The sequence below is a fragment of the Gilliamella sp. Nev5-1 genome (assembly GCF_001690895.1).
Classification (GTDB): domain Bacteria; phylum Pseudomonadota; class Gammaproteobacteria; order Enterobacterales; family Orbaceae; genus Gilliamella; species Gilliamella apicola_C.
Genome location: NZ_LZHO01000079.1, coordinates 1 through 20,356, shown reverse-complemented (window position 1 = coordinate 20,356; position 20,356 = coordinate 1). Strand labels below are relative to the sequence as shown.

At 35.8% G+C, this 20,356-nt stretch carries 16 protein-coding genes and 2 pseudogenes; 16 read left to right on the top strand and 2 right to left on the bottom strand.

From position 1 onward, the window contains the following. Positions 1 to 118: 118 nt before the first annotated feature. Positions 119 to 536: pseudogene (tnpA, locus tag A9G41_RS10915) on the bottom strand (IS200/IS605 family transposase). 57 nt (positions 537 to 593) lie between these two features. Here tnpA and A9G41_RS15110 point away from each other — a divergent pair. Then, positions 594 to 1,760: pseudogene (locus A9G41_RS15110) on the top strand (RNA-guided endonuclease InsQ/TnpB family protein). 64 nt (positions 1,761 to 1,824) lie between these two features. Here the strand turns inward: A9G41_RS15110 and hemB are convergent. After that, positions 1,825 to 2,832, bottom strand: coding sequence for a porphobilinogen synthase (gene hemB / locus A9G41_RS10905; RefSeq protein WP_065583346.1), 1,008 nt, complete (start codon positions 2,830 to 2,832; stop codon positions 1,825 to 1,827). Positions 2,833 to 3,018: 186 nt separating this feature from the next. Between hemB and rpsU the strand changes: the two genes are divergently transcribed. The 15 genes from rpsU to A9G41_RS10830 all read left to right on the top strand — a co-directional run. Beyond that, positions 3,019 to 3,234, top strand: a complete 216-nt coding sequence (gene rpsU, locus A9G41_RS10900; protein WP_034882800.1) for a 30S ribosomal protein S21 — start codon at positions 3,019 to 3,021, stop codon at positions 3,232 to 3,234. A 142-nt stretch (positions 3,235 to 3,376) separates the two neighbouring features. Next, positions 3,377 to 5,158: a DNA primase gene (gene dnaG / locus A9G41_RS10895; RefSeq protein WP_065567857.1), complete on the top strand. Its 1,782-nt coding sequence runs from the start codon at positions 3,377 to 3,379 to the stop codon at positions 5,156 to 5,158. An 81-nt stretch (positions 5,159 to 5,239) separates the two neighbouring features. After that, positions 5,240 to 7,081 carry an RNA polymerase sigma factor RpoD gene (gene rpoD / locus A9G41_RS10890; protein ID WP_065567856.1) on the top strand — a complete coding sequence of 614 codons (1,842 nt, stop codon included), beginning with the start codon at positions 5,240 to 5,242 and terminating at the stop codon, positions 7,079 to 7,081. Positions 7,082 to 7,149: 68 nt separating this feature from the next. Next, positions 7,150 to 8,121 (top strand): bile acid:sodium symporter family protein, encoded by a 972-nt coding sequence (locus A9G41_RS10885; RefSeq protein WP_075539672.1) that lies wholly within the window; start codon positions 7,150 to 7,152, stop codon positions 8,119 to 8,121. 68 nt (positions 8,122 to 8,189) lie between these two features. Then, positions 8,190 to 9,704, top strand: a complete 1,515-nt coding sequence (gene pitA / locus A9G41_RS10880) for an inorganic phosphate transporter PitA (RefSeq protein ID WP_075539671.1) — start codon at positions 8,190 to 8,192, stop codon at positions 9,702 to 9,704. 65 nt (positions 9,705 to 9,769) lie between these two features. Then, on the top strand, positions 9,770 to 10,222 hold the full coding sequence (uspA, locus tag A9G41_RS10875) for a universal stress protein UspA (protein ID WP_065588612.1): 453 nt from the start codon (positions 9,770 to 9,772) through the stop codon (positions 10,220 to 10,222). Between the two features lie 181 nt (positions 10,223 to 10,403). Then, entirely contained in the window at positions 10,404 to 11,159 is a 756-nt protein-coding gene (locus A9G41_RS10870) for an SDR family NAD(P)-dependent oxidoreductase (protein WP_075539670.1), read from the top strand. Between the two features lie 146 nt (positions 11,160 to 11,305). Next, positions 11,306 to 11,635 (top strand): hypothetical protein, encoded by a 330-nt coding sequence (locus tag A9G41_RS10865; RefSeq protein WP_065567851.1) that lies wholly within the window; start codon positions 11,306 to 11,308, stop codon positions 11,633 to 11,635. A 350-nt stretch (positions 11,636 to 11,985) separates the two neighbouring features. After that, on the top strand, positions 11,986 to 14,442 hold the full coding sequence (gene thrA, locus A9G41_RS10860; RefSeq protein ID WP_075539669.1) for a bifunctional aspartate kinase/homoserine dehydrogenase I: 2,457 nt from the start codon (positions 11,986 to 11,988) through the stop codon (positions 14,440 to 14,442). After that, entirely contained in the window at positions 14,443 to 15,381 is a 939-nt protein-coding gene (gene thrB / locus A9G41_RS10855) for a homoserine kinase (protein WP_065583351.1), read from the top strand. Between the two features lie 107 nt (positions 15,382 to 15,488). After that, positions 15,489 to 16,778, top strand: a complete 1,290-nt coding sequence (gene thrC, locus A9G41_RS10850) for a threonine synthase (protein WP_075539668.1) — start codon at positions 15,489 to 15,491, stop codon at positions 16,776 to 16,778. 224 nt (positions 16,779 to 17,002) lie between these two features. After that, on the top strand, positions 17,003 to 17,455 hold the full coding sequence (gene nrdR / locus A9G41_RS10845) for a transcriptional regulator NrdR (RefSeq protein ID WP_065567847.1): 453 nt from the start codon (positions 17,003 to 17,005) through the stop codon (positions 17,453 to 17,455). 8 nt (positions 17,456 to 17,463) lie between these two features. Beyond that, positions 17,464 to 18,576 (top strand): bifunctional diaminohydroxyphosphoribosylaminopyrimidine deaminase/5-amino-6-(5-phosphoribosylamino)uracil reductase RibD, encoded by a 1,113-nt coding sequence (ribD, locus tag A9G41_RS10840; protein WP_065583352.1) that lies wholly within the window; start codon positions 17,464 to 17,466, stop codon positions 18,574 to 18,576. A 748-nt stretch (positions 18,577 to 19,324) separates the two neighbouring features. Next, positions 19,325 to 20,062 (top strand): DUF4123 domain-containing protein, encoded by a 738-nt coding sequence (locus A9G41_RS10835; RefSeq protein ID WP_075539667.1) that lies wholly within the window; start codon positions 19,325 to 19,327, stop codon positions 20,060 to 20,062. An 8-nt stretch (positions 20,063 to 20,070) separates the two neighbouring features. Continuing rightward, positions 20,071 to 20,356, top strand: a 286-nt coding sequence (locus tag A9G41_RS10830) for a hypothetical protein (protein WP_143425460.1), incomplete at its 3' end; no start/stop codon positions are given.

The following is a 20,356-nucleotide window of genomic DNA, read 5'->3' as shown; positions in this document are numbered from 1 at the left end:
ATTAAACAAAAAATAATTTATTCTGATATAGATTCTTGGAAATTTATCAGTTTAGCCGTAAAACCTCATCCTTTAGGGCGAGGATATAAGGCTTAAATTACGAAGTCGTTTTAATGTTTTAGGTTGGGATTCGTTGCTGCTCTATATATTGTCTAATAATAGCAATAGGTACGCCATCACAACTGACGGCAAAGTAGGATGGAGACCATAAAGAGCCGCCCCATAATTTACTTTTAATTTGAGAATGATATTTTTTCCTAATCATTCTACTGGAAACACCTTTTTAAGCTATTAACGAGTGAAGATAATGCAATTTTAGGCGAATAATTAACTAACAAGTGAATGTGATCATCCTCACCATCAAACTCGATAAGCTGGGCATCAAAGCCTAAACATACCTTTTCAAATATAGGTTTTAAATCATCAATCATATTTTTAGTAAAGACATGTCTTCGGTATTTAGTAACAAACACCAAGTGAGCATGTATTTTAAATACACAGTATCTACCGTGTCTAATTTCATCTTGCCTATTCATAGAACAAACAATAGTAGAATAGATACGATAATACGCAAAGCCTTTAAATTTGAATTAATGCCAAATGGTGAGCATGTCCGTAAACTTAAACAGTTTTGCGGCGGATGTTTTCGGTTTGTTTTTAATCAGGCTTTGGCGCGGCAAAAAGCGCAATATGAACAAGATAATACAATCAAGTTCAGTTATACCAAATAGCCAATTTACTTCCTGAATGAAAGAAAAATACGGGTGGTTAAAAACCTGCCATAGCTAAGCATTACAACAATCATTAAAAGATTTAGAAGCCGCCTACCGTAATTTTTTTCGAAAACAATCGGATTTCCCTAAGTTTAAGAAAAAAAGATTAAGGAAAGCATTCGTTTTCCGCAAGGGACAAAACTAGACGAAAATAATAAGCGTATTTTCATTCCTAAAGTGGGTTATATTCGTTACAGACAAAGTCAATTAATTATCGGTACGATAAAAAATGCCACAGTCAGTTTAGTTTGTGGTAAATGGTTTGTTTCTATTCAGACTGAATATGAACAAGTAGGGCCAATACATCAATCTAATACCGAAATTGGTATTATATGGGGATTAGCCGTTTTGCGACATTAAACAATTGTGCTTACTTTGAACTATTAAATATATTCAAACAAAACCAATTAAAACTAGAAAAATTACAGCAATAACTTAATCATAAGAAAAATTTAGCCAAAACTGGATAAAGCCCAAACGGAAAGTACCTAAACTACATCATCATATAACCAATACTGGAAAAGACTACTTACATAAGATTTCAAATGAAATCAACTAAAACCATGCTATGATATACATAGAAGACTTAAAAGTAAGTAATATGTCTAAATCAATAAAAGGTAATCACTTGGAACATGGTAGAAACGTTAAAGCAAAATCAGGTTTAAATAAATCCATATTAGATCAATCCTGATATGAATTTAGACGTCAACTTGAATATAAAAGCTATTGGCGATGAGGATTTGTATACAGTGTAGCTCCTAAGTATACAAATCAAACCTACCCTTGTTGTTCTCATGTAGCAAAAGATAATCGTAAAACACAAGCTAACTTTAAATGTGTAAGTTGTGGCTACAAAGAAAATGTCGATGTTGTTGGGCGTTAAATATACTCAGGGTAGGCCATACCCCAAGCGTCTGTGAAGTGAACGATGCAGTAATGTCGTCAGTAGCAGAAACCCACCGAAGCGAGTCAGCCATAAACTAACTGCAGCAGGAATCCCCGCCCTTTTGGGTGGGGAAGAATGTCAACAACATTTAAACAAATATTGTTATTTTTGATGTAACCACTCAGCGACTTGTTTAGCAAAATAGGTTAAAACACCATCTGCACCAGCGCGTTTAAAGCAAAGTAAAGATTCCATAATTGCTAATTTTTCATCTAACCAACCGTTTTGGATTGCTGCTGTTAACATGGCATATTCCCCAGATACTTGATAAGCAAATGTGGGCACAGCGAAAGTTTCTTTCACTCTTCGAACTATATCAAGATAAGGCATGCCTGGTTTAACCATGACCATATCCGCACCTTCACTTAAATCCTGATAAATTTCTTGTAATGCTTCACTACTATTCGCTGGATCGAGTTGGTAAGTTTTTTTATTGCTGCCTTTTATATTTTTAGCAGAACCGACCGCATCGCGAAAAGGTCCATAAAAACTTGATGCATATTTTGCTGAATAAGCCATAATTTGCGTATTAACAAAGCCTTGTTTTTCTAGTTCATCACGTATTGTACCAATGCGTCCATCCATCATATCGCTTGGTGCTATAATGTCAGCACCTGCTTCTGCTTGCATTAACGCTTGTTTAGCAAGCGTTTGAACGGAAATATCATTTTGTACATACCCGTGTTCATCAATAATACCATCTTGCCCATGTGTAGTATAAGGATCAAGAGCAACATCGGTGAGTATGCCTAGCTCTGGGAACTCTTTTTTTAATGCTCGGATAGCTTTTGGTACTAATCCATTTTCATTATACGCTTCTTGCGCTAGCAATGATTTTTTTACCGGATCAATAGCAGGAAATAATGAAAGGACAGGGATCCCTAATTTAACTATTTGTTCTGCTTCTTTTAGTAATACATCAATGCTCATTCGATTTACATTTGGCATTGAGGTAATGGGTTCAGTAACATTATTGCCTTCAATAATGAAAACTGGATAAATGAGGTCATTGACGGTCAAGCTGTGTTCTGCAACCATACGACGACTAAAGTCATGAACTCGGTTACGACGTAAGCGACGTTGTGGGTATTGACCTGTAAATGATGGCATGAAAAACTCCTGTTTATTCTTAATGAGATTTGATTTATTATCTGACGCTATATTTTGATTAGCAAATTAATTTGTAGTCTGATAATAATTCTATTTTTTACTTTACAACATATATCGATTAGGAGTAAAATTACGCACTAAATTTTAGTCCCTTGTGATATTAAACAAATTTGAGGTGAGAGGCACATGCCAGTAATTAAAGTACGTGAAAATGAACCTTTCGATGTAGCATTACGTCGTTTCAAACGTTCTTGTGAAAAAGCAGGAGTTTTAGCTGAAGTTCGTAATCGTGAATTTTACGAAAAGCCAACCACTATTCGTAAACGAGCAAAAGCTGCAGCTGTTAAACGTCATGCTAAGAAATTAGAAAGAGAAAACGCTCGTCGCACTCGTCTATATTAATAGTTTTAAAATTATTTATACTGAAAGTTGGAATTGATATTAAAATCAATTTGTTATCTTCTAATATAAAGAATTCTAACAAGCCGTATTTTTAATACGGCTTGTTGCCTTTCTGTAACAGTAAAATTGGTTAAAATTTATCATGAAAGGTTTTATTCCTCGCGATTTCACCTTAGATCTAATTGCTCGAACCAATATTTTGGATGTCATTAGCAAGCGCGTCAAAATGAAAAAAAAAGGGAATAATTATTTTGGTTGTTGCCCTTTTCATGATGAGAAAACCGCCTCTTTTTCACTTAATGAGAAAAAGCAGATTTATTATTGTTTTGGGTGTGGTGCCTCTGGATCTGTTGTTAATTTTTTAATGCAATATGAACGGTTATCTTTCCCTGAAGCTATTGAAGAATTAGCTAGCATGCAAGGTATTCAGGTACCTTATATTGATACTGATAATAGTCAAATAGATCAATCAAAGCATATCGAATCTAGAAATGTGCGCCGTGACTTGTATGCATTAATGGCTAAAATTACTAATTTTTATCAACAGCAATTGGCCTTGCCAACATCCATAGAAGCCCATAAATATCTTGAACAAAGAGGGCTTAATGCCGAAATTATCGCCAGATATAAAATTGGTTTTGTGCCTAATGAATGGCGATTAACATCACAAAATGTGGTTAAAACAAAAGCTGAAGCTGCACTTTATCAGCAAGCGGGTATGTTAGTAACCAATGATAGCCGTAACCAATATGACCGTTTTCGCGGGCGAATCATGTTTCCTATTCGAGATAGGCAAGGAAATGTTATAGCATTTGGTGGGCGAACTATCATTAATGATCCTGCAAAATATATTAATTCACCAGAAACCCCTATTTTTCATAAAGGTTTTCAGTTATATGGACTTTATGAAACACTTGAGGTTAATCGTAACCCTCAGCAACTTGTAGTGGTTGAGGGTTATATGGATGTGGTTTCGCTTGCTCAATATGGCATTGATTATGCTGTTGCCGCTTTAGGTACAGCAACATCAGAAGAACATATTAAATTGCTGTTTAGAGCTACAGATTCGGTCATATTTTGTTATGATGGTGATAATGCTGGACGAAACGCTGCTTGGCGAGCTCTGAACGTTTTATTACCTTGTTTAATCGATGGAAAGAAAATTACCTTTGCTTTTTTACCTCAAGATGAAGATCCAGATACTTTTGTGCGTAAAGTTGGTAAAGAGGGTTTTGAAAAATATTTAAATGAAGCGCCAAATCTATCAAAATTTTTATTTGATGAGCTTTTAAAGCAAGTTGATTTAAAAACGGCTGAAGGAAAAGCGAAATTAAGTTCGCTAGCTTTACCGTTGCTTGATCAAATTAGAGCAAAAGCTTTCAGATTAAATTTATTACAAAAATTAGGTAATTATTTAGGTTTACTTGATGTTTCTCAACTAGAACAATTGTTAAATGAAAATCGTTCTAAAAAAGATGAAAAAGCCAATGAAAATACACCTAGAACACAAATAAAATTAACTACGATGCGCATTTTAATTGGTTTACTACTTCAATACCCAAATCTTGCTGAGCAAGTTTCTGATCTCAATGCAATTCGTCAAGTTAACATGGCTGGAATTGAGATTTTTATCGAATTGCTTGAATTATGCCAACGTTATCCCAATATAACAACAGCACAAATATTAACAGAATGCATAGACAGGCCGTTTTACAAACAGTTAAGCCGTTTATCAACATGGGAGCACCATTATCAAGATGATGAAATAAGCTCAACTTTTTCACATACTTTAAAAGAGTTGTATGATAATATACTCGCCCAAAGGCAAGATGAACTGATCGCAAAAGAGAGAGTCTCTGGCTTAAGTGCCGCAGAGAAAAAAGAATTGGCGACTTTAATACTTGTTTTATCAAGAAAAGACTAAATATATAGGCTATATGTAGACTCCAACTATTAGTCTACATATATAATATAGATGACCAAATAACTAAAGTGGATACCTTTTATGGAGCAAAATTCTCAATCACAGCTAAAACTCCTGATCATTCGAGGTAAGGAGCTAGGATATTTAACCTATGCTGATGTCAACGATCACTTGCCGGAAGAGATTATTGATTCAGATCAGATTGAAGATATTATCCAAATGATTAATGATATGGGGATTCAAGTACTTGAAGAAGCCCCAGATTCTGATGAGCTATTACTTTCAGATAATGTCCCTGATGAAGAGGCTGTTGAAGCTGCAACTGCCTTAGTATTATCTAATGTTGAATCAGAAATTGGTAGAACAACTGATCCTGTTCGTATGTATATGCGAGAAATGGGCGCGGTTGAACTACTAACACGCGAAGGCGAAATTGATATTGCTAAACGTATTGAAGATGGTATCAATCAAGTTCAAACTTCAGTATCAGAATATCCAGAAGCAATTACTTATCTCTTAGAGCAATATAATTTAATCGAAAGTGGTCAAGTTCGTTTATCTGATTTGATTACAGGCTTTGTTGACCCAAATGCTGAAGAAGTGACAGACGAATTGCCAGAAGATTTAGAAGTTAGTGAATCTGAAATTGAAATTGATGATAGTGACGATGAAAATGAGGATGAAGAAGGAGACTCTTCAACCGATGATGATGTTTCTATTGATCCTGAAGTTGCCAGAGCTAAATTTGCTGAATTAAAAGAGCAACACGATAAAACGTCTGATGCGATCAAAAAATATGGCCGAGCTCATAACAAAGCACAAAAAGAGATCGAAAATCTATCAGAAATATTCAAACAATTTCGTTTAGTCGCTAAACAGTTTGATATTCTCGTTAATAATATGCGCAGTATGATGGAACGAGTCCGAGCACATGAACGCGTGATTATGAAGCTTTGTGTTGAACAATGCAAAATGCCGAAAAAACAGTTTATGACGTATTTTACCGGTAACGAAAATAATATGAGCTGGTATGAAAAAGCGCTCACAGCTAAAGGCGCATTTGCTGTAAGTTTGAAACAGTTTGAAGAACCAATTCAAGTTCAGGTTAACTTATTGCAACAAATCGAAACAGAAACTAGTCTATCTATTGAACAGATTAAAGATATTAATAGACGGATGTCTATTGGTGAAGCTAAAGCCCGCCGCGCCAAGAAAGAGATGGTGGAAGCTAACTTGCGTTTAGTTATTTCCATTGCAAAAAAATATACGAATCGTGGGTTACAATTCTTGGATCTTATCCAAGAAGGTAATATTGGTTTGATGAAAGCGGTCGATAAATTTGAATATCGTCGTGGTTATAAGTTCTCGACTTATGCGACTTGGTGGATAAGGCAAGCCATTACTCGTTCAATTGCTGACCAAGCAAGAACAATTCGTATTCCGGTACATATGATTGAAACAATCAATAAATTAAACCGTATTTCACGCCAAATGTTACAAGAAATTGGTCGTGAACCAACACCTGAAGAGTTATCCGAACGAATGCAAATGCCAGAAGACAAAATTCGTAAGGTACTTAAGATTGCTAAAGAGCCAATCTCAATGGAAACACCAGTTGGGGACGATGAAGACTCGCATTTAGGTGATTTTATTGAGGACACCGCTCTTGAGCAACCGTTAGATGCAGCGACATCTGAAAGCTTGCGTAGTGCAACACGTGATATTTTATCAGGGCTAACGCCAAGAGAAGCGAAAGTATTACGTATGCGATTTGGTATAGATATGAATACAGACCATACGTTAGAAGAGGTAGGTAAACAATTTGATGTTACACGTGAACGTATTCGTCAAATTGAAGCAAAAGCCTTGCGTAAGTTGCGCCATCCAAGCCGTTCCGATGTGCTTCGTAGTTTCTTAGAATAAAGTTATTACCTATTAATATCGCCACAATCGTGGCGATTTTTTTTACTAATTAGACTAAAAGCAAAACTATGAATATCCTACAACGTTTTAAAATCGATCCATTTCTGTTAACGTTAATTTGTGTCGTAATTACAGCTAGTTTTTTACCATGTAAAGGACAGACTAAAGTTTTTTTTGAAAATCTGACTACCTTTGCTATTGGCTTGCTCTTTTTTATGCACGGCGCTAAACTTTCTTTTCAAGCAATTGTGATTGGTATAAAAAATTGGCGGTTACATTTAGTTATTTTTATGACCACTTTTGTTATCTTTCCTGCTCTAGGGGTGATGATGCAAATATTGGTTCCCACTTTTTTACCGCAAAATCTTTATTTAGGTTTTGTTTATCTTTGTGTATTACCCGCAACTGTTCAATCCGCTATAGCTTTTACCTCCATAGCAAAAGGTAATGTTGCTGCGGCTATTTGTAGCGCCTCAGCGTCAACATTTTTAGGCGTATTTATTACCCCTATTTTGGTTGGCTTATTGATGCATACCCAAGCCTCGAATTCTATGAATATGCTAGATGCTATTATCTCTATCATGTTTAAACTTATGTTGCCATTTATACTTGGTCATTTATCAAGGTATTTCATTAGTAAATGGGTGGATAAATATAAAAGTATTATTTCTAAAATTGATCGCCTCTCAATTTTATTAGTTGTATATGTTGCCTTTAGTGATGCCGTCGCAAATGGCATTTGGTCTCAAATTAGCTTTTTATCGCTTTTAGAAATTATTTTTTACTCTATTATGTTATTAACTATTGTCTTGTTAATAACAACTCATGTTTCAAGATTACTTGGCTTTAGTAAAGAAGACGAAATTACTATTGTATTTTGTGGCTCGAAAAAAAGTTTAGCAAGCGGCATTCCAATGGCTAGTATTATTTTCCCAATGTCTATAACAGGGGTAATCATTTTACCATTAATGATTTTTCATCAAGTTCAATTAATGGTTTGTGCCATTTTAGCTGAGCGTTATGCAAAACGAAAAATTTAAAATTTGTTTTGCTCATTGCCCTATTCTCAAGGATAATAGGGGAGCTATTAACAACAGAAAGATATATTATGTTACCTCTATTTGCTGAATTAGAATTTTCGACCATTATATTTTTATTTTTGGCGCTGTTTTTTGTCCTTTTTTATGAAGCAATTAATGGATTTCATGACACAGCTAATGCCGTTGCGACAGTAATCTACACAAGAGCATTAAAAGAACAACTCGCTGTTTTTATGGCTGGCATGTTTAACTTTTTTGGTGTTCTACTTGGTGGACTTAGTGTTGCTTATGCTATAGTCCATCTATTGCCAACTGATTTATTACTTAATGTAAGTTCTGCTCATGGGCTTGCAATGGTTTTTTCTATTTTATTTGCAGCCATCATTTGGAATCTTGGAACATGGTATGTGGGTATTCCTGCATCAAGCTCACATACCCTAATTGGTTCAATTATTGGCGTGGCAATTGCTAACGCATTTATTATGGACACATCAATAATAAATGCACTCAATATTCCTAAGATGATTCATATCTTTTTATCATTGATTGTCTCCCCTGCTGTTGGACTTGTGATTGCAGGTCTAATGATATTTTTACTACGAAAATACTGGACGCGTAAAGGACAAAGTAAAAAAAGCAGTAAAAAACGAGAGCGTATTTTTATGACGCCAGAGCAACGTGAAAAACTCTATGGCAAAAAGAAACCTCCTTTTTGGATTCGTATTATGCTCATTATTTCAGCTGCTGGTGTGAGTTTTTCTCATGGAGCCAATGACGGTCAAAAAGGTATTGGTTTATTGATGTTAGTGTTGATGGGCATAGCTCCAGCTGGGTTTATTGTTAACATGAGTGCATCTACCTATGATATTACAAATACTCGTAATGCTATTCACAATATTCAAGAGTATTTTGTTACCCATAATGACGATTTAACAACGATAATAGGTAAACAACCGGTATTAGATACGAGTGTTCCAGAAGGCGACTTGAATAAATATCATTGTGATTATTCACGTTCATATACCACATTAGCGATTGCTAATAATTTATTCAATAAAATGAGTGATTATCAGTCGCTTACAATAGAACAACGTTCACAAACTAGACGTATATTACTGTGTTTATCTGACACGGTTTCGCATGTTGCTAAACAACCTAACGTTACATCAGAAGATAAGCAATATTTAAAATCTTTGAATAATGATCTGCTTAAAACTGTCGAATATGCACCTGTTTGGATTATTATTGCCGTAGCTTCAGCATTGGCAGTTGGAACAATGATAGGATGGCGCCGTGTAGCTATTACTATTGGTGAAAAAATTGGTAAGAAAGGCATGACTTACGCACAAGGCGTATCGGCACAAATCACAACAGCTTTATCAATTGGGATTGCAAGCTATACTGGCATGCCAGTATCAACAACCCAAGTTCTTTCTTCCTCAGTTGCTGGAACGATGATTGTTGATGGTGGTGGAGTACAAAGTAAAACGATAAAAAGTATTGCATTAACTTGGATTTTAACACTTCCAATTTCAATTTTGTTATCTGGATCACTTTTTTGGCTTGCTCAAAAATTAATTTAGGAGTAAAAATAGAGTACTGGTTTTCAATTTATTTGGGCTTTAAAAATAGGAAGGAGTAAAATATCATGGCTTATAAACATATATTAGTCGCAGTGGATTTATCACCTGAAAGTGAAGTTCTCGTCGAAAAAGCTGTTTCTATGGCTAGACCATATAATGCTCAAATATCATTGATTCATGTTGGTATTAATTATTCAGATCTTTATACTGGTTTGGTTGATATTAATATGAATGATATGAAAGACCGAATTACTCAAGATGCGCACGTTGCTTTAAATAAATTGGCCGACGATGCGGGTTATCCTATTGCTCATACTCTTTTAGGAAATGGAGAATTTGACCAAGTATTAATTGAAGCAATTCACGAATATGGCGCTGATCTTGTCGTGTGTGGCCATCATCAAGACTTTTGGAGTAAATTAATGTCATCTGCTCGTCAACTTATTAATAATACACATATCGATACATTAATTGTTCCATTGAAAGATGAAGAACCCGCAGAAGAACCTGCTACATGAAATATTAAATATCAACCCGCTTAATTAGCGGGTTTTTTTAGGTATTAAATAAATATTTTGTAAAATCATTTCAAGAAATTATGTGCTTTACTCTATTTTTATTTGTATCTTTTTTGTTTATGCATACCACAGTTTATGAAAATATACGTAAACTTTTGTTTAGCCAATAAGGAGGCTTATTATGAATATCGCTTTAGTTACAGGTGCTTCATCCGGATTTGGTCAAGCAATTTGTCGTAAGCTCGTTGCTGATGGCTATAAAGTGATTGGTGTTGCTCGACGTGGAGATAAGTTACAAAAATTAGCAGATGAATTAGGAATAAACTTTACCTTTTTAACTTTGGATGTTACAAAAAAAGATGCAATAGAATCAATATTGTTACAGCTTCCTAAAGCATTTCAACCTATCGATATTTTAATTAACAATGCAGGATTGGCTTTAGGATTAGAACCAGCTTATCAAGCTGATTTCAATGATTGGGAAACAATGATCCAAACTAACATAATTGGATTAATCCACTTGACCCATCAGCTTTTGCCTAGTATGGTTGAGCGTAATTTTGGTTACATCATTAACCTTGGTTCTGTAGCTGGTGCCTATGCTTACAAAGGTGGAAATGTATACGGTGCATCTAAAGCATTTGTTAAACAATTTAGTGCTAATTTGCGTACCGATCTTTTAGGAACAAACATTAGGGTGACTAATATCGAACCTGGATTATGTGGTGGTACTGAATTTTCTAATGTTAGATTTCATGGAAATAATGAGCAAGCAGCTGCCGTATACAAGGGGATTGATTATATAACTCCAGATGATATCGCCAATACTGTCTCATGGCTAGTTAATACACCAACGCATTTTAATGTTAATTCACTTGAGATAATGCCAGTTGCTCAAGTTCCAGCAGGATTAGCACTTTACAAAGAAAGTGAGTAATTAAAACGTATTGACTGTGGAGGTTAAATTATAAATGCTCGCTCCCTTTAATAATAAAAAATAGATTTGAAGAACAAAATAGACTTGCACTTCTGCTTTAGGGTTGCTATTCTTTTTTCTTGTGGTTTTGATTGAGGTTAATCGTAATGGTATTTACTGAAGTAACTAAAACATTTGCGGCAAGTTTACCAGGCACAGACAGTTATGTAAAACTGCGTAACGCTATGCAAACATTAATTCAAGAAGATACAAAAAATGCAGCAGTCTATTTTTTGATTTTTGGGTTTGCACGCACTTATGTCATGCTATATGAAGATCAGGAAATATCACCAAAGTTTGCAGAAGACAATCAAAAGCTAATGTTATCGTATCTTAATATTCTTGATGAAGCGTTAAAAAAGCAAGATACTGAAAGTATCTATCAAGCATTGAATAAAGTTGTTAATGAGTACGAAAACAGCAAAAAGTTTTTTTAAAATTACAGCCTGACATGAAAATGTCAGGCTGTTTTGTTTTTAGCGTTTAAAAAATAAATTTAATTAGGAAATGATGAAAATGATAATGATTATTTCAAACATTATTAGCACCTTAAGCACTATTATTCAAGATAGGGCGGGTTAATTTTTCCTTGAAAATATAAAAAACCCGCCAAAATAGGCGGGTTTTTAGTTTTATAAAAATAGGTTCAAAAACCATAAGAGTAAAGAAAGATAAAATTTTAATATTTTGATTTCTTATTACTACTTTTAAACCGATGATGTTTTTTGGGTAAAAGGTATTTTGAATGGTAATAGGCATAAATTAGAACAATAAATAAAGGTGTGATATGAAAGTTTTAAAATTTGGAGGAACATCTGTCGCTAACGCAGAACGTTTTTTACGCGTTGCAGAGATTATTGAAAATAATGCTAAACAAGAGCAAAACGCAACTGTTTTATCCGCACCAGCTAAAATCACTAATCATTTAGTTGCAATGGTAGAAAAAACAGTTGCTGGGCAGGATATACAAAATAATATCTGTGATGCTGAGAAAATCTTTGCTAATTTACTAGAAGGAATTGCAAAAGCACAACCTAATTTTGCTTATGAACAGATGAAGCGCTTTGCACTTGATGAATTAAACAATGTTAAGCAATTACTTAAGGGGATTGCTTTATTAGGTCAATGCCCAGATGGCATTAATGCATCAATTATCTGCCGTGGCGAAAAACTATCTATTGCCATTATGGAAGAACTGCTTAAAGCCAGGGGGCATTTAGTTACTGTAATAAACCCAGTAGCAATGCTAATTGCTGAAGGTAACTATTTAGAATCAACCGTCGATATCGCAGAGTCTTCACGCCGACTTAGTGAAATGCATATTCCCCAAAATCATATAATTTTAATGCCTGGTTTTACTGCGGGTAATGATAAAGGTGAGCTCGTTGCTCTCGGGCGTAATGGTTCGGATTACTCTGCATCGGTACTAGCTGCATGTCTGCGTGCTAATAGTTGTGAAATATGGACTGATGTCGATGGTGTTTATACTTGTGATCCCCGTATTGTGCCAGATGCAAAACTTCTTAAAACTCTATCTTATCAGGAGGCAATGGAACTATCTTATTTTGGCGCCAAAGTTCTTCACCCAAGAACTATTTTACCTATTGCTCAATTTCAAATTCCTTGCTTAATAAAAAACACAAATAATCCTGATGTACCAGGTACATTAATCGGTGCCAATGTTGTTGATTCAACAACACCAGTAAAAGGCATTACTAATTTAAATAATATGGCAATGATTAACGTCTCTGGCCCTGGCTTAAAGGGCATGGTGGGTATGTCGGCTCGCATTTTTTCTGCCATGTCTTATGCCGGCATTTCAGTGGTGCTTATTACCCAATCTTCATCAGAATATAGTATTAGTTTTTGTGTACCACAAACTGAGCTCAGTCGAGCTGAAGAGGCATTAAATGATGAATTTTTCCTAGAGCTAAAAGATGGTTTACTTGAACCTATTGAAGTCATTGAAAAACAAGCAATTATCTCAGTTGTCGGTGATGGTATGCGTACATTACGAGGCTTATCAGCTAACTTTTTTACAGCCCTAGCCAGAGCGAATATTAATATTGTCGCCATTGCTCAAGGTTCATCTGAACGCTCAATTTCTGTTGTGGTTGATAATGATATTGCCATAATGGGCGTAAGAGTTGCTCACCAAATGTTATTTGGTACGGACAAAATGCTTGATGTATTTGTTATTGGTGTTGGTGGCGTTGGTGGCGCACTTATTGATCAAATTAGTCGCCAGCAAAAATGGCTGAAAAACAAACAGATCGATCTTCGTGTCTGTGGGCTATTTAATTCTAAACATAATGTCCTTAACCGTGATGGTATTGATCTGACCAATTGGCGAGATCAAATCAGACAAAGTGAACATAGTTACACGTTAGACGGAATTATTGAGTTTGCTAAAAATAATCGATTACTCAACCCAATTCTAGTCGATTGTACATCAAGTAGTGAAGTATCTGATAAATATGCGGACTTTTTAGCTAATGGCTTTCATGTCGTCACGCCAAATAAGAAAGCCAATACCAGTTCAATGGCTTATTATTTGCGTTTACGCCAAGAAGCGGCAAAAAGTAAACGAAAATTCCAGTACGATACTAATGTTGGCGCTGGATTACCTGTTATTGAAAACTTACAAAATCTACTCAATGCAGGGGATGAGCTTATTAAATTTTCAGGTATATTGTCAGGTTCACTTTCTTTCATCTTTGGTAAACTTGATGAAGGCATGTTATTGTCTGAAGCAACTAAATTGGCTAAAGAGAAAGGTTTTACTGAACCTGATCCTCGTGATGATTTATCAGGCACTGACGTGGCGAGAAAACTATTAATTTTAGCTCGAGAAGCAGGATTACAATTAGAGCTTGATCAAATCAATGTAGAATCTGTTCTACCTGTTGAGTATACACAAGGTAGCCTTGATGAGTTTATGAAACAATTGCCACAATTGGATGCCGCGTTTAAAGAAAAATCAGAACAAGCCGCAAAAAAAGGCAAAGTTCTGCGCTATGTTGGCAGTATAGAAAACAAGCAATGCCATGTTAAGATTGAAGCCGTTGATAGCGAAGATCCTCTTTATAAAGTCAAAAATGGCGAAAATGCCTTAGCTTTCTATACGCGTTATTACCAACCTATACCACTCGTATTACGAGGCTATGGAGCTGGCAATGATGTTACCGCTGCGGGTGTTTTTGCTGATATTTTACGTACCACATCAGGCAAAATAGGAGGCTAAATGAATCATAAATCTTTAACTGTTTATGCGCCTGCATCAATGGCTAATATTAGTGTTGGCTTTGACATATTAGGTGCAGCAATTAGCCCTATTAGTGGTGTGATGCTTGGCGATTGTATCACTGTTGAACCTGCTAGCAAATTTTTGTTAACTAGCAAAGGTTCATTTGTGAAAAACCTCCCCAATGATCCCAAAAACAATATTGTTTATCAATGCTGGCAGTATTTTTGTCAAGCAATGGGTAAAACATTGCCCGTCAGTATGACTCTTGAAAAAAATATGCCAATAGGTTCGGGATTAGGATCAAGTGCTTGCTCTGTGGTTGGCGCATTTGTTGCCTTAAATGAGTTTTTTGATAAACCATTTAATGAGTTTGAAATGCTTACAATGATGGGGAAGCTTGAAGGACGCATTTCGGGTAGCGTGCATTATGATAATGTGGCACCCTGCTATTTAGGTGGAATGCAACTTATCCTTGATGAAATAGGCATAATTAGCGAATCAATACCTCATTTTGAAGATTGGTATTGGGTGATGGCATACCCCGGTATTAAGGTTTCAACCGCTGAAGCGCGAGCAATATTACCGGCTCAATATCAAAAAGCGGATTGCGTAGCACACGGTCGCTATGTGGGTGGTTTTTTGCATGCTTGTTATACCAAACAACCTAAATTGGCTTCGGCAATGCTTGTTGATAATATTGCTGAACCTTACCGCAAACAATTATTACCTAGCTTTGATGAAATACAAAAACGGGCCAAACAGCTCGGAGCTCTAGCATCGGGAATTTCTGGCTCAGGTCCAACAATGTTTGTCATTGCAGATCAACTTGAAACTGCACAACAAATTGAATTACTGCTTAAACATTGTTATTTACAAAATGATGAAGGCTTTACCCATATTTGTAAAATAGATCCCCTAGGCGCAAGAATTATTTAAGTTTATTTATTATAAAAACAGGACTAAATCTAAAAAATACGTTAACTTTTTACTGTTCAAGCTGATAGCAGTAAAAGTGAAAGATTAAAGATAACCGGAACATAATTATGAAATTATATAACTTAAAAGATCATTCAGAACAAGTTAGTTTTTCTCAAGCGGTACAACAAGGATTAGGAAAAGGCCAAGGCCTATTCTTTCCCCAAGAACTCACTAAATTTTCCATAAACGAAATTGAATCATTATTAAATCTTGATTTTGTTACTCGTAGCGCCAAAATATTATCTGCTTTTATTGGTGATGAAATTAGCAGTGATGATATGTACAGACTAGTTAAAAATGCTTTTCAATTTCCTGCCCCCATAACATCCGTTGAAGCAGATATTGGCTCATTAGAGCTTTATCATGGTCCCACACTAGCATTTAAAGATTTTGGTGGGCGATTTATGGCACAAGCGTTAGTTCAAGTGGCAGCAGATAAAAAAATCACTATTTTAACTGCGACATCTGGCGATACAGGCGCAGCTGTCGCCCATGCATTTTATCATTTGCCGAATATTCGGGCCGTTATTTTATACCCTGAAGGGAAAATCAGCCCATTACAAGAAAAACTCTTTTGTACACTTGGTGATAATATTCATACCATTGCCATCAAAAGTGATTTTGATGCCTGCCAAGCATTAGTGAAAAAGGCATTTGATGATGAAGAATTAAAAACTAAAATTGGTTTGAACTCTGCTAATTCGATCAATATCAGCCGATTACTCGCTCAAATATGTTACTATTTTGAAGCTTACGCTCAATTAACACCCAAACAACGTGAGCAATTAGTTATTTCGGTTCCAAGTGGCAACTTTGGTGATTTAACCGCTGGGCTACTTGCAAAAACCATGGGCTTACCAATTAAGCGTTTTATTGCAGCAACTAATGCGAATGATACAGTACCTCGATATTTAGAAACTGGTAAATGGGAACCACATGCAACAATTGCAACGCTATCTAATGCAATGGATGTTAGTCAACCCAATAACTGGCCTAGAATTGAAGAAATTTATCAGCGTGAAGGTTGGGATCTTAAATCACTGGCTCATGCGGCGGTTTCTGATGAAGTTGCTAAACAAACCGTTTGTGAACTCGATCAAAAAGGCTATTTATCCGAACCACATGGCGCAATTGCTTATCGTGCTTTACGTGATCAGTTACAAAAGGGTGAATATGGCTTATTTTTAGGTACTGCGCACCCTGCTAAATTTAAAGAAGTCGTTGAAAATATTCTTGGCAAGCAAATTGCACTTCCTAACGCATTAGCTGAACGAGCAGATATGACACTACTTTCCCATTATATGCCGAATGATTTTACCAAATTACGTAATTTTTTAATGAAGCTAGAATGGTAAATTTTGTACTGCCGCCAAGAAATCGGCGGCATTTAATTCATTGAGTGATAATGCTCTCAATTGTCTTACTTTACCGCTTAGCTAATCTTACTCATTAAATAGCTCCCTTTATTCTTAACGCTAAAATATACATCTCATCAAGAATAGAAAATACTAATCAATCTTGTTTAAATCAAAATTTTGAGCTATTGTAATCTAAATTGTGTCATTATAAGGATATTATTATGTTTTGTCCGTTTTGTAATGCAAATGATACTAAGGTGATTGATTCTCGGCTTGTTAGTGAAGGCTTTCAAGTACGTCGAAGACGACAATGTGTTGAATGTAATGAGCGTTTTACCACATTTGAAATTGCTGAATTAATTATGCCTAATGTCATTAAAAGTAATAAAGTTCGTGAGCCATTTAATGAAGATAAATTGCGCAATGGTATAAAACGAGCTTTAGAAAAACGCCCTGTTAGCTTTGACTCGATTGAAGATGCTATTACACGTATAAAATCAAAAATTAGATCAACAGGCGAACGTGAAATACCAGCGAAATTAATTGGTCGTTACGTTATTGAAGAACTCAAAAAGCTTGATAAAATAGCTTATATCCGCTTTGCATCGGTCTATTTTAGTTTTGATGATATCGAACAATTTAGCAATGAAATTGCCAAATTACAACAGAAATAACACCCTAAATGATAATAAACGATAACGATTATTTTTATATGCAGCAAGCTATTGAGCTCGCTAAACTGGGTCGTTTTACCACGTCACCTAATCCTAATGTCGGTTGCCTGATCTTAAAAAATAATCAGATTGTGGGCACGGGTTATCATCAAAAAGCAGGATTACCACATGCCGAAGTTTACGCACTTAACATGGCTGGAAAAGCCGCACAAGGTGCAACGGCTTACGTGACATTGGAACCTTGCAGTCATTTTGGGCGAACGCCTCCTTGTGCTGATGCCTTAATTAGATCGCAAATTAAACGTGTTGTGATTGCTATGCAAGATCCCAACCCCGATGTTTCAGGTAATGGAATTAAACGATTACGTGATGCGGGAATTGAGGTTATTGTTGGAGTATTAGCCGCTCAAGCTGAATCGCTTAATAAAGGTTTTTTAAAGCGAATGCGAACTGGATTGCCATATGTACAACTTAAACTAGCTGCCTCGCTAGACGGTAAAATCGCTATGGCATCAGGTGAAAGCAAATGGATAACATCAAGTATTGCAAGGCAAGATGTACAAAGATACAGAGCGCAAGCAAGTTGTATATTGAGCACTCGCATGACGGTGCAAGCTGATAATGCTAGCTTAACAGTCAGGCATGCACAATTGCCTGATGACATAAAACAAATTTATCCTCCTGAAAATATTCGGCAACCCATACGAGTCATTATCGATAGTCAGAATCAACTAACAGGCGAAGAAAATATTTTTAAGCAACTGGGCGAAATATGGGTAGTGCGCAAACAAGATATTGCGCTCAATAACCCCAACACTCAATTAATTATTGAATCTTCTCCCCAAAATCATATTGATTTAGTTCATTTACTAACACTTTTTGGAAAAAAAGGCATAAATTCCGTCTGGGTTGAAGCTGGTGCACACTTAGCTGGCGCACTAATAGACCAAGACTTAGTTGATGAACTGATTATCTATTATGCGCCAAAATTACTTGGGCATAATTCGAAAGATATGTGTATATTGCCTAATTTACAAAAATTATCCATGGCACCCAACTTTCAGTTCGAATCGACTACGATGGTAGGTGAAGATCTGCGGGTTGTTTTAAAAAGAAGATGATTATATGGTTGATAAAACGCTTATTAAGACTATAGCAAATAGCTAAAATAGCCTTTAATAGCCAGTTAGTGCAAAGCAAATATTCGTTACAAAAAAGTTAGTATTCACATACGCCTAATATTTAAATATATCGGGCAGTGCATCATAAAATAGCCTTGTCGCAAAAGAAGTAATGTCATTATTCGTCATTATTTGCCATTATTTCACAAAACAAAAACTTCAATAAAATCAATGGTTTTTCTGACTGGTTTTTATCATATTGATTTACCGTTCTTTCTGCTACATCATAGCCCATATTCCTAATATGGTGCATTAAGCTTGATGCAGCTAATACTTTATGTTGCCAATAAAGTGCTTCGATATTATCAAATCCCCCCTTTAATTTTGATTCACATTTACGCCAAGCGTAACAACCTGATACAGATGTATTGATTTTTCAAAATAAGTAAAAAATAACAAAAATAGACTAAAAAAAGGTTGCATAGAATAAAAAATAATCTTATCTTAGCTAAAAAATATCTTTATTTTTCGGTTTCTTAATACTTTCTAAAGGAATTTAGGTAAATATCATGGAGCGCGCTGTTAGTCATATTGCTTTAATCATCAATCGCCTTATTCAATATCCCTTTCTTGTCTTTTATAAGTTAAACGGATTTTTAGTAGTACGGGTTTTATTGCGCAATGCAAGGAGCAGATTATGCTAGCTATGCCACTGTCTTAATGGCGCACGATTACCGCTACCTCTGCCATGCCTTTGTATGCCGTACTTTCTAATGTCAGCGATGCGCAAGCGGTTAAAAACTACTATATCACTGATGGCTCACAAACGCCCTATGGTCTTTATACTGGCACCCCTTACGAGCACTGGTTTTCTGTTATGCCCATGCTAGTTAGGCTTGATGAGCATAGCCCCTTTTTAGATTGGATTAATAACACTGAGCACAAAGACTGGGGTTGGCTAGCACGCTCTCATTTACCCTTTGCAGACATCTGCGCTCATTTACGGAGCTTAACCCAAGCGATTATGCCCGATGGTGAAACGGTGTTTTTTCGCTATTGGGATGGTGAATACTTGTCAATCATGCTTGATTATTTTACCGATAGCTGGCAAGACGTGCTGCCTGCTTTTGCTTTTTACTGGATTAATCACCAATCACATGTGGTGCATGTACCCGTTGAGCAAGCGGTGCAAACTTCGCCTTGGTGGCAGGTGCCACAGCCACTTATTGACACGCTAGTGCAAACGACACTGACACCTTTAATCAGTAATATGTTGTTATGGTTAAAAGAAAATAATTTACCCCTATATGACGCCTTTCCAGAAGCATTAATCAAACAAAAAATTATGCACCTAGCCGCTAAGCATAAATCAAATACAGCAGATAGCCAAATGACACAGCAATTAGTTTTAGCGTTACAACAAGAGTTGCAATTAGCCACCAATCCATTTGAAATTTTAAACGCAGACTTTTTTAGTAATAAATAAGGAATGTTATGGAATACATTGAATCAATTGAACGCGATTTAGACTTATTTAAACGAAAAGCCTTATTAACTGAAGAATACAAAAAAATACTTGAAGACTGGTGTGTTCAAGCCTTTAATAAAACGTCCGGTGCTTTGGGCGGTCCGACCTTTGAAATGGACAGAGTGTTGTCTATTAATAATAACGATAAAAAAGCCAGTTACGAACAAAAGAGTATCGAAACCACCACCATAACCTGTCCAGAGAATAGAAAAATAGAAGTTGTGCTTAAGCACGAGTCAATACTTAATTTAC

Coding starts and splice junctions, on each gene's coding strand:
- pitA (WP_075539671.1), top strand. CDS start 8,190: ATGTTACCTCTATTTGCTGAATTAGAATTTTCGACCATTATATTTTTA.
- nrdR (WP_065567847.1), top strand. CDS start 17,003: ATGTTTTGTCCGTTTTGTAATGCAAATGATACTAAGGTGATTGATTCT.
- hemB (WP_065583346.1), bottom strand. CDS start 2,832: ATGCCATCATTTACAGGTCAATACCCACAACGTCGCTTACGTCGTAAC.
- rpoD (WP_065567856.1), top strand. CDS start 5,240: ATGGAGCAAAATTCTCAATCACAGCTAAAACTCCTGATCATTCGAGGT.
- thrB (WP_065583351.1), top strand. CDS start 14,443: ATGAATCATAAATCTTTAACTGTTTATGCGCCTGCATCAATGGCTAAT.
- A9G41_RS10885 (WP_075539672.1), top strand. CDS start 7,150: ATGAATATCCTACAACGTTTTAAAATCGATCCATTTCTGTTAACGTTA.
- thrA (WP_075539669.1), top strand. CDS start 11,986: ATGAAAGTTTTAAAATTTGGAGGAACATCTGTCGCTAACGCAGAACGT.
- A9G41_RS10870 (WP_075539670.1), top strand. CDS start 10,404: ATGAATATCGCTTTAGTTACAGGTGCTTCATCCGGATTTGGTCAAGCA.
- A9G41_RS10835 (WP_075539667.1), top strand. CDS start 19,325: ATGCCTTTGTATGCCGTACTTTCTAATGTCAGCGATGCGCAAGCGGTT.
- rpsU (WP_034882800.1), top strand. CDS start 3,019: ATGCCAGTAATTAAAGTACGTGAAAATGAACCTTTCGATGTAGCATTA.
- thrC (WP_075539668.1), top strand. CDS start 15,489: ATGAAATTATATAACTTAAAAGATCATTCAGAACAAGTTAGTTTTTCT.
- A9G41_RS10865 (WP_065567851.1), top strand. CDS start 11,306: ATGGTATTTACTGAAGTAACTAAAACATTTGCGGCAAGTTTACCAGGC.
- uspA (WP_065588612.1), top strand. CDS start 9,770: ATGGCTTATAAACATATATTAGTCGCAGTGGATTTATCACCTGAAAGT.
- dnaG (WP_065567857.1), top strand. CDS start 3,377: ATGAAAGGTTTTATTCCTCGCGATTTCACCTTAGATCTAATTGCTCGA.
- ribD (WP_065583352.1), top strand. CDS start 17,464: ATGATAATAAACGATAACGATTATTTTTATATGCAGCAAGCTATTGAG.